Annotated in this window: 15 protein-coding genes; 8 read left to right on the top strand and 7 right to left on the bottom strand. The window is 43.3% G+C overall.

Translation table 11 applies throughout. The features are described from left to right. The first annotated feature begins 107 nt into the window (after nt 1-107). From EC604_RS03630 to EC604_RS03620, 3 genes are all read left to right on the top strand, one after another. Complete coding sequence (locus EC604_RS03630; RefSeq protein ID WP_123062776.1) at nt 108-1055, top strand: helix-turn-helix transcriptional regulator; 948 nt, start codon at nt 108-110, stop codon at nt 1053-1055. A gap of 66 nt (nt 1056-1121) precedes the next feature. Next, nucleotides 1122-1664 (top strand): DinB family protein, encoded by a 543-nt coding sequence (locus EC604_RS03625; protein ID WP_123062775.1) that lies wholly within the window; start codon nt 1122-1124, stop codon nt 1662-1664. 310 nt (nt 1665-1974) lie between these two features. Continuing rightward, nucleotides 1975-2568 carry a YdeI/OmpD-associated family protein gene (locus EC604_RS03620; protein ID WP_123062774.1) on the top strand — a complete coding sequence of 198 codons (594 nt, stop codon included), beginning with the start codon at nt 1975-1977 and terminating at the stop codon, nt 2566-2568. A 35-nt stretch (nt 2569-2603) separates the two neighbouring features. Here the strand turns inward: EC604_RS03620 and EC604_RS03615 are convergent, their stop codons facing one another. The 5 genes from EC604_RS03615 to EC604_RS03595 all read right to left on the bottom strand — a co-directional run bounded on the left by EC604_RS03615 (nt 2604) and on the right by EC604_RS03595 (nt 6822). Beyond that, nucleotides 2604-3929 carry an APC family permease gene (locus EC604_RS03615; protein WP_123062773.1) on the bottom strand — a complete coding sequence of 442 codons (1326 nt, stop codon included), beginning with the start codon at nt 3927-3929 and terminating at the stop codon, nt 2604-2606. Nucleotides 3930-4094: 165 nt separating this feature from the next. Next, nucleotides 4095-4637, bottom strand: coding sequence for an amidohydrolase family protein (locus EC604_RS30370; protein WP_123062772.1), 543 nt, complete (start codon nt 4635-4637; stop codon nt 4095-4097). Continuing rightward, the gene (locus EC604_RS30365) at nt 4571-5416 is read right to left on the bottom strand and encodes an amidohydrolase family protein (RefSeq protein ID WP_123062771.1); all 846 of its coding nucleotides are present in this window, start codon (nt 5414-5416) and stop codon (nt 4571-4573) included. The genes EC604_RS30370 and EC604_RS30365 overlap by 67 nt, the downstream gene beginning before the upstream one ends. Nucleotides 5417-5698: 282 nt before the next feature. Further along, complete coding sequence (locus EC604_RS03600; protein WP_123062770.1) at nt 5699-6310, bottom strand: TetR/AcrR family transcriptional regulator; 612 nt, start codon at nt 6308-6310, stop codon at nt 5699-5701. Between the two features lie 170 nt (nt 6311-6480). Then, nucleotides 6481-6822, bottom strand: coding sequence for a hypothetical protein (locus EC604_RS03595; protein ID WP_123062769.1), 342 nt, complete (start codon nt 6820-6822; stop codon nt 6481-6483). A gap of 180 nt (nt 6823-7002) precedes the next feature. Between EC604_RS03595 and EC604_RS03590 the strand changes: the two genes are divergently transcribed. Continuing rightward, a complete protein-coding gene (locus EC604_RS03590) occupies nt 7003-7374 on the top strand; it encodes a hypothetical protein (protein ID WP_123062768.1) in 372 nt (123 codons plus the stop codon). Between the two features lie 21 nt (nt 7375-7395). Here EC604_RS03590 and EC604_RS03585 read toward each other — a convergent pair whose 3' ends face one another. Then, nucleotides 7396-7611, bottom strand: coding sequence for a helix-turn-helix domain-containing protein (locus EC604_RS03585; protein WP_123062767.1), 216 nt, complete (start codon nt 7609-7611; stop codon nt 7396-7398). A gap of 107 nt (nt 7612-7718) precedes the next feature. On the opposite strand from EC604_RS03585, the gene EC604_RS03580 reads away from it, so the two are divergent. From EC604_RS03580 to EC604_RS03565, 4 genes are all read left to right on the top strand, one after another. Beyond that, the gene (locus EC604_RS03580) at nt 7719-7988 is read left to right on the top strand and encodes a hypothetical protein (RefSeq protein ID WP_123062766.1); all 270 of its coding nucleotides are present in this window, start codon (nt 7719-7721) and stop codon (nt 7986-7988) included. Nucleotides 7989-8211: 223 nt separating this feature from the next. Then, nucleotides 8212-9249 carry an ROK family protein gene (locus EC604_RS03575; protein ID WP_123062765.1) on the top strand — a complete coding sequence of 346 codons (1038 nt, stop codon included), beginning with the start codon at nt 8212-8214 and terminating at the stop codon, nt 9247-9249. A 265-nt stretch (nt 9250-9514) separates the two neighbouring features. Beyond that, nucleotides 9515-10714, top strand: coding sequence for an MFS transporter (locus tag EC604_RS03570; protein WP_123062888.1), 1200 nt, complete (start codon nt 9515-9517; stop codon nt 10712-10714). Between the two features lie 212 nt (nt 10715-10926). Then, nucleotides 10927-11946: a hypothetical protein gene (locus EC604_RS03565; protein ID WP_123062764.1), complete on the top strand. Its 1020-nt coding sequence runs from the start codon at nt 10927-10929 to the stop codon at nt 11944-11946. 226 nt (nt 11947-12172) lie between these two features. On the opposite strand, the gene EC604_RS03560 is transcribed toward EC604_RS03565, so the two are convergent. Further along, nucleotides 12173-12766, bottom strand: a complete 594-nt coding sequence (locus EC604_RS03560; protein WP_123062763.1) for a DedA family protein — start codon at nt 12764-12766, stop codon at nt 12173-12175. Nucleotides 12767-12861 lie beyond the last annotated feature (95 nt).

The following is a 12861-nucleotide window of genomic DNA, read 5'->3' as shown; positions in this document are numbered from 1 at the left end:
TGGTTACTGATACAACTATACTTTTTGACTTTTTAGATGTAACGTTAGTTTATTAAGATCAAATGAATAAATTCTAGAATGATAAGACCATAGGGACTGAATGAAACATGAATAAAACGGAGCGACAGCTCGCTATAACGCTTGAACTACAACGAACAAAACTGATAAGGGCGGAGGATCTGGCTGCTCAGTTTGAGACCAGTGTTCGTACAATATATCGCGATATCCAAGCATTAAGCGAGGCGGGAGTGCCGATTGCAGGTGCTCCGGGTCATGGGTACTCTCTGATGGAGGGATACTTTCTTCCCCCGGTTAGTTTTACCGCGGAGGAAGCCGTGTCGCTGCTCATGGGAGCGAAGTTTATCGAACAGAGATGGGATACCGCGTATGGTATTCAGGCTAAGTCTGCACAGCGTAAGATTGAAGCGATTTTACCAGAAGCTGTTCGCAAACAGTCCACACGTGTACAGGAAACGATGCGTGTGCTTCATCCGATGGGGCCTGATACAACCGGGATGGTGAGAAGTTACCTTAACGATATACGTAATGCCATTCTGGAGCAACGCAAAATCAGCTTGATGTATCTGAAAAAAATGCCGGGATCAGACGGGAAACGCTCGAATCACCGTGTTGTGTCTCCTTATGGACTTACCCTGGTGCGGGAAAATTGGGTGTTGATCGGTAGGTGTGATCTGCGGCAAGACATCCGTCATTTTCGTTTATCGCGCATGTCGGAGCTTTCTGTTCTGGAAGAGAAATTTGGTCTGCCGCCAGATTTTGATCTGAATCGGTATCAGCCGCCGGATGATCGTAACGAACATGTGCTTGTCCGCGCAAAAACAGAAGTTGCTGACAAAATGATGGAGACCCTCCATTTTTATATCGATCATGTGGAGGAGCACGAGGACGGTATTCATTTCCACTTTCGTGTCCGCTATCCTGAGGAAATTCTGCGTCATCTACTTGGTTTGGGTGGAGATATCGAAGTGATGGAGCCGGAGTCTCTGCGTGTTCGTATGCGGGAGATGGCGAAAAATATCTTGAAGCACTACTGACATACCCTTGTCAGTAGTGCTTTTTTATACTGGAATTATTCAAGATGAAGAGGAGTTGTTTGCAGGATGAAGAGCACAAATGAAATATTAAATTCTTTCGAGACTACAGTAGAGAGGTATGTAGCGGAATTAAATTTTTTGAATATGGATGAGTTGCTTCGAAAAGAGAATGAAGAAGAATGGTCGATCGGGCAGATGTACATGCATTTGATTCAATCGGCGCTGTTCATGCAATTACGTAACATCGAGCATGGTTTGGCCAAGAATGAGCACACAGTAGATTTTGATGCGGAAAAAACAGAGCTGGGCAGTCAGGTATTTGAGGCAGAACAATTCCCTCCTGTTCGGGTTAAAGTACCCGCTTCGCCGCAATATACACCATTGCAACCCGAAAGTAAGGAACAACTGGCCCAGGGACTGCAACAGATTGTGGATCGGATGCGAAGTACAGCTTCTGTTCTTGCTCTAGAAGAAGCGGCTACAGGCGCTAAAGTGCTTCATCCCCGTCTTGGAGCGTTAAATGCACAAGAGTGGTTCCAATTGATCGATATGCATTACAAACATCATTTTTTACAGCTGGATCGCTTGAAAATGAATCTGGGAAAGTGATTAACGTAATACAGAGCCTATAGACCGTTTATAGGCTCTTCTTTTCGTATAAAATAATAAACGATTTCTCTAGTTATAACCTATTTTGGGGAGAACCGTCCAGGTTAACCCTCTAGGTTTAAATTGAAGGCGAGAAGCTAATACATGTTGGATAAGTTCTCCTGTAGTAGTGCTGTATAATCTCTTGAATAACCGCACAAACAAACCGATAAATAAAGGTAAAATAAGATAAAAGGTAGTCCGCACAAAATGAGACGAATTAGGTTTGATCGAATAAAAAACAACTAGGTTTGTTGAGAGGAAGATTCCTATGACTACGCAAAATACCAATCCCAAGGTAGATGCATATTTAAGCAAAATTAAAACGTGGAAGGAAGAATCGGTGAAGCTGAGAGAGATCATCCTGGACTGTGATCTGACCGAAGATTATAAATGGATGCATCCGTGCTACACCTTGAACGGGAAAAACGTCGTGTTGATTCATGGCTTCAAGGAGTATTGTGCGATCATGTTTCTCAAAGGCTCTCTGCTCAAAGACCCGCATGGTATCCTGATTCAGCAAACGAATAATGTACAGGGAGGTCGCCAGATTCGTTTCACCAACCTGGAGCAGATTATCGAACAGGAAGAGATTCTCAAAGCTTACATTCGTGAAGCGATCGAAGTGGAACAAGCGGGTCTGAAAATAGAAAAAAAGGAAGTAGAACAATTCGCGGTTCCCGAGGAACTGCAACAACAATTCGATGCCAATCCTGCATTTCAGGCAGCATTTGAAGCACTAACCCCTGGCCGCCAGCGTGCGTATCTGTACCACTTTTCACAACCAAAACAATCTAAAACCAAGACATCCCGCATTGAAAAATGTATGCAGCCTATTATGGAGGGCAAAGGGTTGAATGACTGATTAATACTCCCAACACTAACTCTATTCTAATCTGTTTAGACTGCTTCATCCACCTTGGCGACACTCACGCTGGCTGATTTCACTCGCTTGATGGTGTAGTAGATTAATCCTGCTGCAATCCATCCTGCACCCAGCATCAATGAGGAAAGGTCGAGTAACATGATGAGATAAAGTACAAATCCTGCACCGACTAACGGACAAAGCAAACGTATGAACAGATCCCGAGAAGCGCGCTGCTTTTTATGAATAATATAGTGGAAAATGACCGACAGATTAACGAACAGAAAAGCGGTTAATGCGCCAAAATTAACGAATTTGATCGCCGTCCCCAGACTAATGAACATGGCGGATAATGAAATGACGCTCATGAGTGTAATGTTGAACGCCGGCGTGCGGTATTTCGGGTGAATAGATGCAAATACACGTGGTAACAAAGACGTTCTTCCCATTACAAACATCAATCGGGTCACGGTTGTCATAGAGGACATGCCTTGGGCAAGTACGGAGAAAATGATCACAAACGTGAAGATGGAGGAAAGTATGGGACCGCCAATCACTTGCATCAGTTCAAAGCCGGCAGAATCCACATTGCTTGATTTAATGGACGGGTACATCTGCTGAATCAGATAAGCCGTGATGAAGTACATCACACCTGCCATCAGCACAATGATCAGAATGGCGCGGGGGATGGTTTTCTTGGGATGTTTGGTTTCCTCAGTCATTGTGGTAATGGAATCAAAACCGAGGAAAGAAAAGCAGACCAGTGAAGCCCCGGCGAGAATTGTCGAAAACGGTACACCTTCCTTCACGGCTAACGGGTTCCAGCCGGCAGTAAATCCATCTTGAAGCGCTCTATATACAAGCAGGGCGCAGAAGCCGGCAATGAAAACAATCTGCATTAGTACAAATACTTTGCTGACGTTAGCCGAAGTTTTGATCCCCACAATATTAATGATCATTACGATAAGGGTACACAACAGGATCCAGACAAAAGAGGGAATTGAGGTGAACTGGGCATGAAGATTAATGCCAAACATGAGTACCGCGATGATACAGGAGAAGAGATAATCGAGCAGTATCGCCCAGCCGACGAGGAAGCCGATGAAGGGGTTCATGGACTTCGTTACATAGGTGTAAGCCGAGCCTGACACAGGGAATGCCTTGGACATCTGGGCATAACTAAGCGCGGTGAAAAGTATGGCGATAAATGCAAGTATATATGCAGCAAGCAGCATACCCTTTGACCCTTCATGAAGAACGCCAAAGCTGGTGAAGAAAATCATGGGAGACATCCAGGATAAACCCATGGTCACGACATGAGACAACGATAATTCTCTTTTTAAAGTAAGTTTATCTGACATATTATCTTCTCCTGATTTCGGAATGAGGAAATGTTTTCTAAATCATTAACGTGACACCTCACATTTAACCAAGGTTTCTCAGAAAGTACAAGCTTTTTCGTAAAAAGCGTCAACAATCCAATGAAAAATGATACGAGATGGTTTAATTTTTACTTGACGCTGACTTCACCACACGGCATTAAGAACCTCATCTACCTCTTTGATGCGTGTCACGGAGGGAGTCTGGATCAGATTGCCTTTGACCATAACCATTGACATGTTGGATAAAGCTTCGATTTGTTCTAGCGGATTGTGATCCAGTACAATCAAGTCGGCCTGTTTGCCGATATTCAACGTACCTGTCACGTCGTCGATCCCGAGAATTTTGGCATTGTTGCGAGTGACCATGTCGATGACATCTTTATTGGTCAGTTTGGTCTGTCTCATATAATGATCCATCTCTCTCCACAAATCGTAGTGACTCACGTATGACATGGCCGCATCGTTTCCGATTCCAATACTAATGCCGTTGTAGATGGCCTGTTTCACCCCTTTGAGCATGGAGTCGTAGACCAGTCTGGCGTTTTCTTTGACCGTCGGACTTAACTTGGTCACACTTGGATCGAGCGAAGCGGATGGATAAGCGGCTTGCAGGGTAGGAATCAATGCGGTGTAACCATGAAGGGCCTTGGGGTTGTTTTTATACAAACGAATAATCTCGTCATCCATCCCAGCCCCATGCTCAATCGTATCCACGCCCCCTGAAGCGCAACGCGCACACCTTCCGTGCTCTCCACATGAGCGGCAACCTTCATTCTAATCTTATGCGCTTCATCGCAGACCGCCGTGACCTCGTCCACCGTCATTTGCAGACGTCCAGCTTCTCCAACCATCTTGGCATCCGTTAAGCCGCCCGTCACACAGATTTTGATCCAGTCCACCCCGTTCTTCACATTAATCCGTACATTCTTACGCATCTCCCAAGGCGAGTCCCCCACCAGCGCCAAGTAAGGAGCACCATGTCCACCTGTCACACTCAGGAAAAATCCCGAAACAAGCAGATTCGGACCGACCCACTCCCCACGGTTAATCTCGTCTCGCAGCTTCACATCGGTATAAAAGAATTCCCCGACACTGCGCATCGTTGTTACCCCCGCATGGAGTGCGGTAAGTGCGTTACGTTTCATGCGTTTCTTCAAAATATTTCGACCGAATCGGGTATTCAAAATCCGATGATAGGCAAAATCGAGCAATCCTTCACTGACAGAGAGGGTGAGCGGTTTACCCTCTGCAAACAGATGCACATGTGCGTTATTCAGCCCAGGCATCACATATTTTCCGGTAAGGTCGATTGTAGTGTAGTGATTGGGGATGCTCAGCTCCTGATCTGGGGTGATGTTCTCGATAAGTCCTTGTTCGTTGACAAGAATCGTCATGTTTGGCTGCAAATTGCGGCTTGCGTCGCCGTGGATCAGATGCACGTTTTTCAAAGCATAAGCGGTGTTCATGGTGTGTTCCTCCTTGGGTGTTGATGGTGTTACATGATGCTACATGTTGAATCAGTCGAGTGATACGGTTCTGTGCTATTTGTTTTCTCAGTGCAAAGTATTCTTCCGATTTAAAAGTGAATTTATAATTCATTTTTGGGTTAAAAAAATAGATCAGCTTGCCTATGCTTATTTTTTTTGCGTGCAAATCAGAGGAAAGTACAACTGATCTGCACGCTGTGTGGCGCGTAGTCATCTATGGTGAAAATGGATTTTTGCTTTGTAGGGACCCTGCAGTATTCCTTATTCGTTCAAGCTTTTCATACCGTATAGTCGGTATACATACAATGCTTCAAAGATTTGCTTGCGGCTGTCCTCGCTCATGTCTCGTTTCAATAAATCCAGATTCATATCGATGACGTTATGTGCCAGAATGTTTAGCAGAATCAGGTTTTCCTCGGTGCCGATCTTATAGTGTTTGTATTGGTTTTTGAGGTAGGCTTTCTTCGTGTCAATCATCAGCTCAACCAGCTCATTCTTGGCGTTGGTGTAGATCGTGCCCTTGTTCTTTTCAAAAATAATAACGATCTGATTCCGATACTTCCGCAGCACATCTACCTGCTCCTGCATTAGGACAGAACGCTCCTCACTGTTCGTTTCCACAAACGCGTTCTGGTTATCAAAATGAATCGTCTCCACCAGTACCTTTTTCAGATAATCCACCAAATCCGGCGGAACAACGGCGTAGAAAAGCTCCTTCTTGTTCTTGAAATAGGTATAGATATTGCCGACCGAAATATTGATCTCGTTCGCAATATCGTTCATCTTGGCATCCGCATATCCCTTCTCAAAAAAGACCTTAAGCGCCGCGTATTCAATCTCTTTCCTGACTTCGTCTTTCTTGGCCTGCACCATCGGGAACGACTCCTTAATAGTGAATGGATGATTCGTTATTAGGATAGACCTTTTAGGAGGGGGTGTCAAATGAGAGGGGGATGGAAGGTCATGGAAGAAAGAGCCCCATGAGAGGCTCTTTATACTAAAAAAGAGTGTAAGAGGGGAATGATGTTTAGATACTATCAAGATTACATGCGCCAAGGGACATGTGGAATTTTATAACGAAAAAATGTATTCGAATCTTTTTTTACATATATCCATGGTGGGTTTGGTGGTGTACCTTTGGCTTTATAAAGAGCTTCGCCTTCATCACTTGAAGTATATTCGTCTAGATCAGAAAGGCTAGAATGAATTGTACCTTGATAAGATAGTCTCTTGCCTTCTATTTCAATATTTGGAGCACCAGAGATGATCCTATTTGCCATATTTATTAATCCAACTTTTCCCGAAGTCCAAAGGATAATCTCACTGAGTAGTAATAAACCAACTAATGTACAAATACCTATTAATATTTGTTTTTTTTTCAGCATTCTTGATCTCCTTTGAGTTACTGATTAGGGATTTACAACCCAGGTAACTATATTAGTATTCCAGGTACCGTACTTGACGTAAAAATCAGAAGCAATATCGCTTGCCCAATTATTTTTTACAACAAGTTAAAGCCAAAAAGATTTTCTTATTTTTTGGGGGAAGCTCCGCCTAGCAGAGTAATGGACTTAATTAACAAAATAAAAAATGGTCAACAAAATGAAGACCAACTTGTTAATTTAGGATATAGAAATGCAATATCATTATTATATTCTTTAGGTTTGATTTCTAAAAATGAAAGTGTTTTAACATTGAATGATCCTAGTTTAGATCATTATAAATTAGCTACAATAGTATTAAATACTGAAACAGTAAAGTATATGAAAATAAAATTAGTTGAGAATCCTTTGTTAACAAGAGTGGATGTTGGAGAACTAATAGGTAGTCATCTTAATAAGAAATGGAGTCAAGCATCTATAAGACGTTATGGTAATTCTTTGCTTCAATGGATACAATGGGTGGACAATCCGAGCTATCAATTAAGTATTGTATAAGGAGTCATTTAGGTAAATAAACTAATCCTCCCGAATCTCAATAATCTCCCTTATATCATCAATATCCAACGCTTCCGCAATCCGCTCAATATGAGCAAAGTTAATATTCTCGCGTTTCCCGGATTGCAACTCACTTAACGCAGCGTGGCGGATATCAGCTAAACGTGCTAATTCTCGCAGTGAGATGTTATGTTTCTCTGTGAGTTTGTGAATATTGACGACAACCTTTTTCGCCATCTTAAATCACTCCTAAAATTCCATATGGTCTTGACGTTACGCATGAGCGTACCATATACTTTTTGCATATCTGGTACTCTTATGCGTACCGATTTTAGGGTGGTGACATGACAAGTACCTACGGCGAAGATCTGGCTTCGCAGTACGCACAACTCGTAAAACAAGAAGATGATTACATCGATCAACTGGTCACGTGTAACAAACTCATCCTGGATGCCATGGATATAATCGCGAAGCGGGCAGGGGTGTTGCATATGGACACGGTGAAACAGGCGGCGTATCATCTTCACGCGATGGAACAGGATCTGAATCGCAAGTTATTTGAAGTCAGGCTGGAGAAGAGCATCTTGGCCCATCACATGAGCCAGTCTACATAATCATTTGAACCAAAGGACAGTTCAAGATCATTACCAAGATGAACTCGAACTGTTCTTTTCTCTTTTTACCCGCCCCAAAACCATCTCCAAATAAGCATTGACTTTCCACACCAATCCCCCTAAACTTCAATTATTAAAACACTTTTAAAAACTCCTCTCCAATATTTTCTCGAATACGTGATCACCCATATACATACAAACGAAAGGAGGCACACAACAAACGATGTTACCCACATCCCACAACACCCAACAGGTCAAACGGATTAACGTTGAAATTGTAAAAAGTACACTACGGTCGATGGGTGTAGGCACGAAGGCATCCATTGCAAACCTGACCAAACTCAGCGTGGCGACATGCGGAACGATACTAAATGAATTACTCCAGACAGGGGAGATCATTGATCTGGGCCCGGATGAGTCGAGCGGGGGCAGACCGGCGAGTCGGTATCATTTTAATGCAGACTACGCGAGTGTGCTGTGTCTGATTATCCGTACAGAAGGCGGCATCCACTCGATCACACATACATATGCCAACCTGAACGGAGAGATGGCGGACGAACAGACTCTGTTTTTAGATGAGATTAATGTCACGGTAGTGGAGGAACTGATTGCTGAACTGATCGAGCAGCATCACAATGTGCAGGCTATTGGAATTGGGATACCAGGGGTGGCGCACAATGGTGTAATCGGTATCTGTGACGTACCAGAGTTGGCTAATCAGCCGCTGGGGTTAAGACTCAAAGAGCAATATGAAGACATCGAAGTGGTCATTGGCAATGATATGAATCTGACGGTGTACGGACTATACAACGAACAGCAATTTGAGGAAGAGAAGAACTTTGCGGTGGTGACATTCCCTGAAAACCATTTTCCGGGGGCAGGCTTTATTATCGATGGTCGGCCGCTTACCGGGAATACGCAATTTGGGGGCGAGGTGTCCTTTTTACCCTTTAGCGTGTCACGGGATGAGCAGCTGCGCATGTTGAAAACGACAGACGGATTGCAGGAACTGGTTGTACAGACGCTGGTCTCCATCATTGCAATCATTAACCCGGCGGCCATTGTGGTGACGGGCGACACGATGGACCCGGCCATGCGGGATGACCTTTTACAAGGTTGCCGGGATCACCACATTCCGCAGGAACATATGCCTGAGCTAATGATTCGCCGCGACACCCGACGCGAGTATGTTACTGGACTGGTAGCCGTAACGCTGGAAAGCTTGACATACCGCATTCAGGTAGTTGAGAAGCAGTGGTAGGAACGACTTATTATGAAGTGAAGTTAAGCAAAATTTTTTACACGAGAGCGGAGAGGGCAGAGTCAATCTGGAGAACGCCTTTATCACTGTATTTTCACCATTAGAAAGAAAATTAAAAAAATACAGGGATAACAGCGGGCGGAAGATGGCACTGCAATCGGAGGTACAGCGTGTAACCATTTTTCTGGACACAATGGGGGAACTTATTTTGAATCAGCAAGCAGGTACACAAGAGAGCAAACGAAAGTTTAACAAGCTGTACGCCATGCAGCTGGCAACGATCTTTCTTGGATTTATCGTATTTGGCATATCGGAAAATATTAAAGGCCCGGCTATTCCGCGTATTCAGTTCGACTTCAATCTCGATGAGAAACAGCTCGGGACCTTGTTGTCCCTGAACGCTCTGGGATATCTGATCGCCTGCTCGTTTACGGCTATACTGGTTCGCAAATGGGGCATCAAGGCGGTCAGCATTATTTCATTTGCCTCGATGATTCTGTCGGGCGTGTTCATCTATGTATCGCATACGTATCCGCTCTTTGCGTCATCGTACTTCTTCATGTACATCGGCAACGGGATGCTGGAGATTGCGCTGGCGATTCTCGGGGCGCGGATTTTCGTGAAAAATACAGGCACGATGATGAACCTGTCCCATTTCTTCTATGGGCTCAGTTCAACGGTGGCACCGTTGCTGGCGACAGGCGTGATGTCGCTGACGGTATTTGGTCACCTGCTGGACTGGCGCGGCATGTATCTGGTGATGTTGTCTCTCTGTCTGTTGCCAATCATTGCGGCACTGCGCAGTACATTCCCCGGAGATGATCTTGCACATGAAGATCGAACTTCACTCAAGATGTTAACACGTGATCCAGCGCTCTGGCTGATGGTGCTTATTCTTTCTTTTGGCGTGGTATCCGAACTGGCGGTTGGGGGTTGGCTTGTTAACTTCCTGGAGAAAGCATACACATGGGACACGGTTAAAGCTTCTGGTCTATTGTCTGCATTTTTCCTCACATTCTCGCTGGGGCGTTTGCTGCTTGGTCCGCTGACGGACCGAATCGGGTTTGTGCTATCGTTGATCTTGTTCTCTGCTTTCTCGGCGGTGTGTACATTTGTCGCGCTTGCAGGCGGAGAGAGTCTGGCGATCTTCTTCGCGATATCGGGCGCCGGTATTGCGATGATCTATCCTACGGTGATGGCCTTTATCGCGCGCAGATATCCGAACGGCAGTGATACAGCAATTACGTTTACGGTCACGCTTATGGGTGTCGGCAGTGTGATCGGGAACTATGTGATTGGCTGGGTCATTGAAGGCGTGAAGAACATGTACGGTGCCACTACTCAGCTCGGCTTGCTACGCGGACTTCAGGCGGGATATGGATTTATTGGCTTATGCGCGGTCATCTGTGCGGCGTCTGGCGTGGTGTTGTATGTGTATTTGAAAAGAAGAAGGGAACTGATCTAGATAAATCATGTTAAGTTAGGAAAGGACTAGTTGCTAAGCTGATTTATAACAACAAACATTTTTTGAACTCTCTCTTTTACCTTTGTGTAGAAGAGAGTTTTTAGTTTATAAACTCAAAAAATAGGACTGTGATTTTTATTATAGAAAAGTTGACAAACATTATTTATGCATACATGATTAGGAATAATAGTATAAAGGAGAGTGAGCGCAACATGGAGAAAAAATTAGAGATTCAAACTCCCTCTATTCAAACATTTTTAAATCATGCATACCCGCTAGCAATATTAGAGAAGGACGAAGCTTTCTTAGGTTGGTATTATACAAACTACACTCAGCTTTATACTTTTAACAATAGGAAAAACCCCGTAGGAGACTTTAAAATCGATTTCTATTCTCACAATGGAAAATACCCTAATATCCCTTTTCTTGCGTCTGCCAATATGGATGGACATATTATCAGAACCTTCGAAAAAAGTATTCTGGATATAGTAATAGAAAATATTGACTTGAATTACTATTTAGAAGTCGGCATCGATGAATATTACTGGTCTAATAAAAAAAGTTATATGCAGGAACATTTCCATCATGACAATTTAATATATGGTTACAATGATAATGATAGAGTGCTGTATTATCTTGGATACAATCAAGACATGATATTTGGTCAGTATTCTGTTTCATATGAAGAGTTTGTTTCATCATTCACAGAAGATCCGGACTCAACTATTAAATTCATAAAAAATATAACTCCTGAATTAACAAGTACGACTACCAAATATGTTTATCATTTTAATTTAAATTTTGATCTGGATATTTTCCGAATTTATTTAGAAGACTTCCTTCAATCCAGAAATTCTTTCCTTACACATAGAGGCAGTGAAGACTCTGTTTTCGGATTAGCAATATATGATGAGTTGATAAATAGATTTTCTGATGACATCCTTCTCAGTAAGGATATGAGATTATATAGAATAATATGGGAGCACAAGAACGTTTTCAATAAAAGAATAGATTATTTGAATTCTAAAGGGTATTTGAAAACCGGGAGTTATGAAAGCTTATCAAGTAAGTCTAGATCCCTCTGTAATGAGAGCTTGTTGTTAAAAAATTTATCAATGAAATATTCCATTACTAATGATATGAAAGTTTTTCTGAAAATCTCAACCAAATTAAAGGAAATACAATTGTTTGAAGAACAATTGGTAACAGATTTATTAGTATCTATTACATAGTAATTTTGGCTTATTTGAAAAGATCATATGCAAAATATTTTTGGTTCAATGTCAAATGTTATATAAGAAGAGATCTACTTATAGCGGAGATGCTTCTTCTTTTTAAAACAAAGGCCCCGCCGATTCCCACAATCGCCGGGGCTTTACTATTATTCTAACAAGTTGAAGGTTAAGCTAACCGTAACGTCCCATCGCCCTTCCTTACTTCAACAAGCCTCTGCCTTGTCTAAGCCGGTCTTTTTTTCCAACGTTTCAACAGCATGTACAGTCCAAAACCAATCAGGAAGATCATGCCTGCCGGGATGACATACGGTTTAACAACTTCGCCGACTTCTTCCCATTGTGCGCCCAGTTTGTAACCGAGGTAGACGTAGATGGATGTGATCGGAAGCATGGCCAGGAAGGTGAAAATACTGAATTTGAATACGTTCATCTTCGCCATTCCGCAAGGGATGGAGATGACGGTTCGAATGCCGGGTACGAAGCGTCCATAGAAAGCGACTCCGCTGCCGTATTTTTCGAAAAACTTATCGGAAGCCTCAACATGGTGGGGGCGAATGAGGAAGTATTTGCCGTATTTCTCGACCATCGGTCTGCCGCCATAACGTCCGAGTGCATATAACGTCAATGGGCCAAATGTGCCGCCAACGGTTCCTGCCAGAATAGCCAACCACAGCTTCATATCCCCGAGATATACCCAATATCCCGCCATGGGCAGAACAAGTTCAGCAGGGACAAATTCAAAGGACAAGGCAATAACCAGTCCTGCGTATGACAAATCCTTAAAAAAAAGTATGAATTGCGTAATCCACTCCGTCATGCTTTCCCTCCATGAATCTATCTATTTTTGATATAAGTAGACATTGCTCTCTTCAGAGTACCAAGGGCGAACAGCGCTTGTCAAAACTCACAGTC

The sequence above is a fragment of the Paenibacillus amylolyticus genome (assembly GCF_003719335.1).
GTDB classification, from domain to species: domain Bacteria; phylum Bacillota; class Bacilli; order Paenibacillales; family Paenibacillaceae; genus Paenibacillus; species Paenibacillus amylolyticus_D.
Note: the sequence above shows the minus strand (reverse complement) of the source record. Positions and strands in the feature narration are given on the sequence as shown.

Bases quoted from the DNA above. Each gene is read 5' to 3' on its own strand.
- EC604_RS03630 (WP_123062776.1), top strand. From the start codon at position 108: ATGAATAAAACGGAGCGACAGCTCGCTATAACGCTTGAACTACAACGA.
- EC604_RS03625 (WP_123062775.1), top strand. From the start codon at position 1,122: ATGAAGAGCACAAATGAAATATTAAATTCTTTCGAGACTACAGTAGAG.
- EC604_RS03620 (WP_123062774.1), top strand. From the start codon at position 1,975: ATGACTACGCAAAATACCAATCCCAAGGTAGATGCATATTTAAGCAAA.
- EC604_RS03615 (WP_123062773.1), bottom strand. From the start codon at position 3,929: ATGTCAGATAAACTTACTTTAAAAAGAGAATTATCGTTGTCTCATGTC.
- EC604_RS30370 (WP_123062772.1), bottom strand. From the start codon at position 4,637: ATGGATGACGAGATTATTCGTTTGTATAAAAACAACCCCAAGGCCCTT.
- EC604_RS30365 (WP_123062771.1), bottom strand. From the start codon at position 5,416: ATGAACACCGCTTATGCTTTGAAAAACGTGCATCTGATCCACGGCGAC.
- EC604_RS03600 (WP_123062770.1), bottom strand. From the start codon at position 6,310: ATGGTGCAGGCCAAGAAAGACGAAGTCAGGAAAGAGATTGAATACGCG.
- EC604_RS03595 (WP_123062769.1), bottom strand. From the start codon at position 6,822: ATGCTGAAAAAAAAACAAATATTAATAGGTATTTGTACATTAGTTGGT.
- EC604_RS03590 (WP_123062768.1), top strand. From the start codon at position 7,003: ATGGACTTAATTAACAAAATAAAAAATGGTCAACAAAATGAAGACCAA.
- EC604_RS03585 (WP_123062767.1), bottom strand. From the start codon at position 7,611: ATGGCGAAAAAGGTTGTCGTCAATATTCACAAACTCACAGAGAAACAT.
- EC604_RS03580 (WP_123062766.1), top strand. From the start codon at position 7,719: ATGACAAGTACCTACGGCGAAGATCTGGCTTCGCAGTACGCACAACTC.
- EC604_RS03575 (WP_123062765.1), top strand. From the start codon at position 8,212: ATGTTACCCACATCCCACAACACCCAACAGGTCAAACGGATTAACGTT.
- EC604_RS03570 (WP_123062888.1), top strand. From the start codon at position 9,515: ATGCAGCTGGCAACGATCTTTCTTGGATTTATCGTATTTGGCATATCG.
- EC604_RS03565 (WP_123062764.1), top strand. From the start codon at position 10,927: ATGGAGAAAAAATTAGAGATTCAAACTCCCTCTATTCAAACATTTTTA.
- EC604_RS03560 (WP_123062763.1), bottom strand. From the start codon at position 12,766: ATGACGGAGTGGATTACGCAATTCATACTTTTTTTTAAGGATTTGTCA.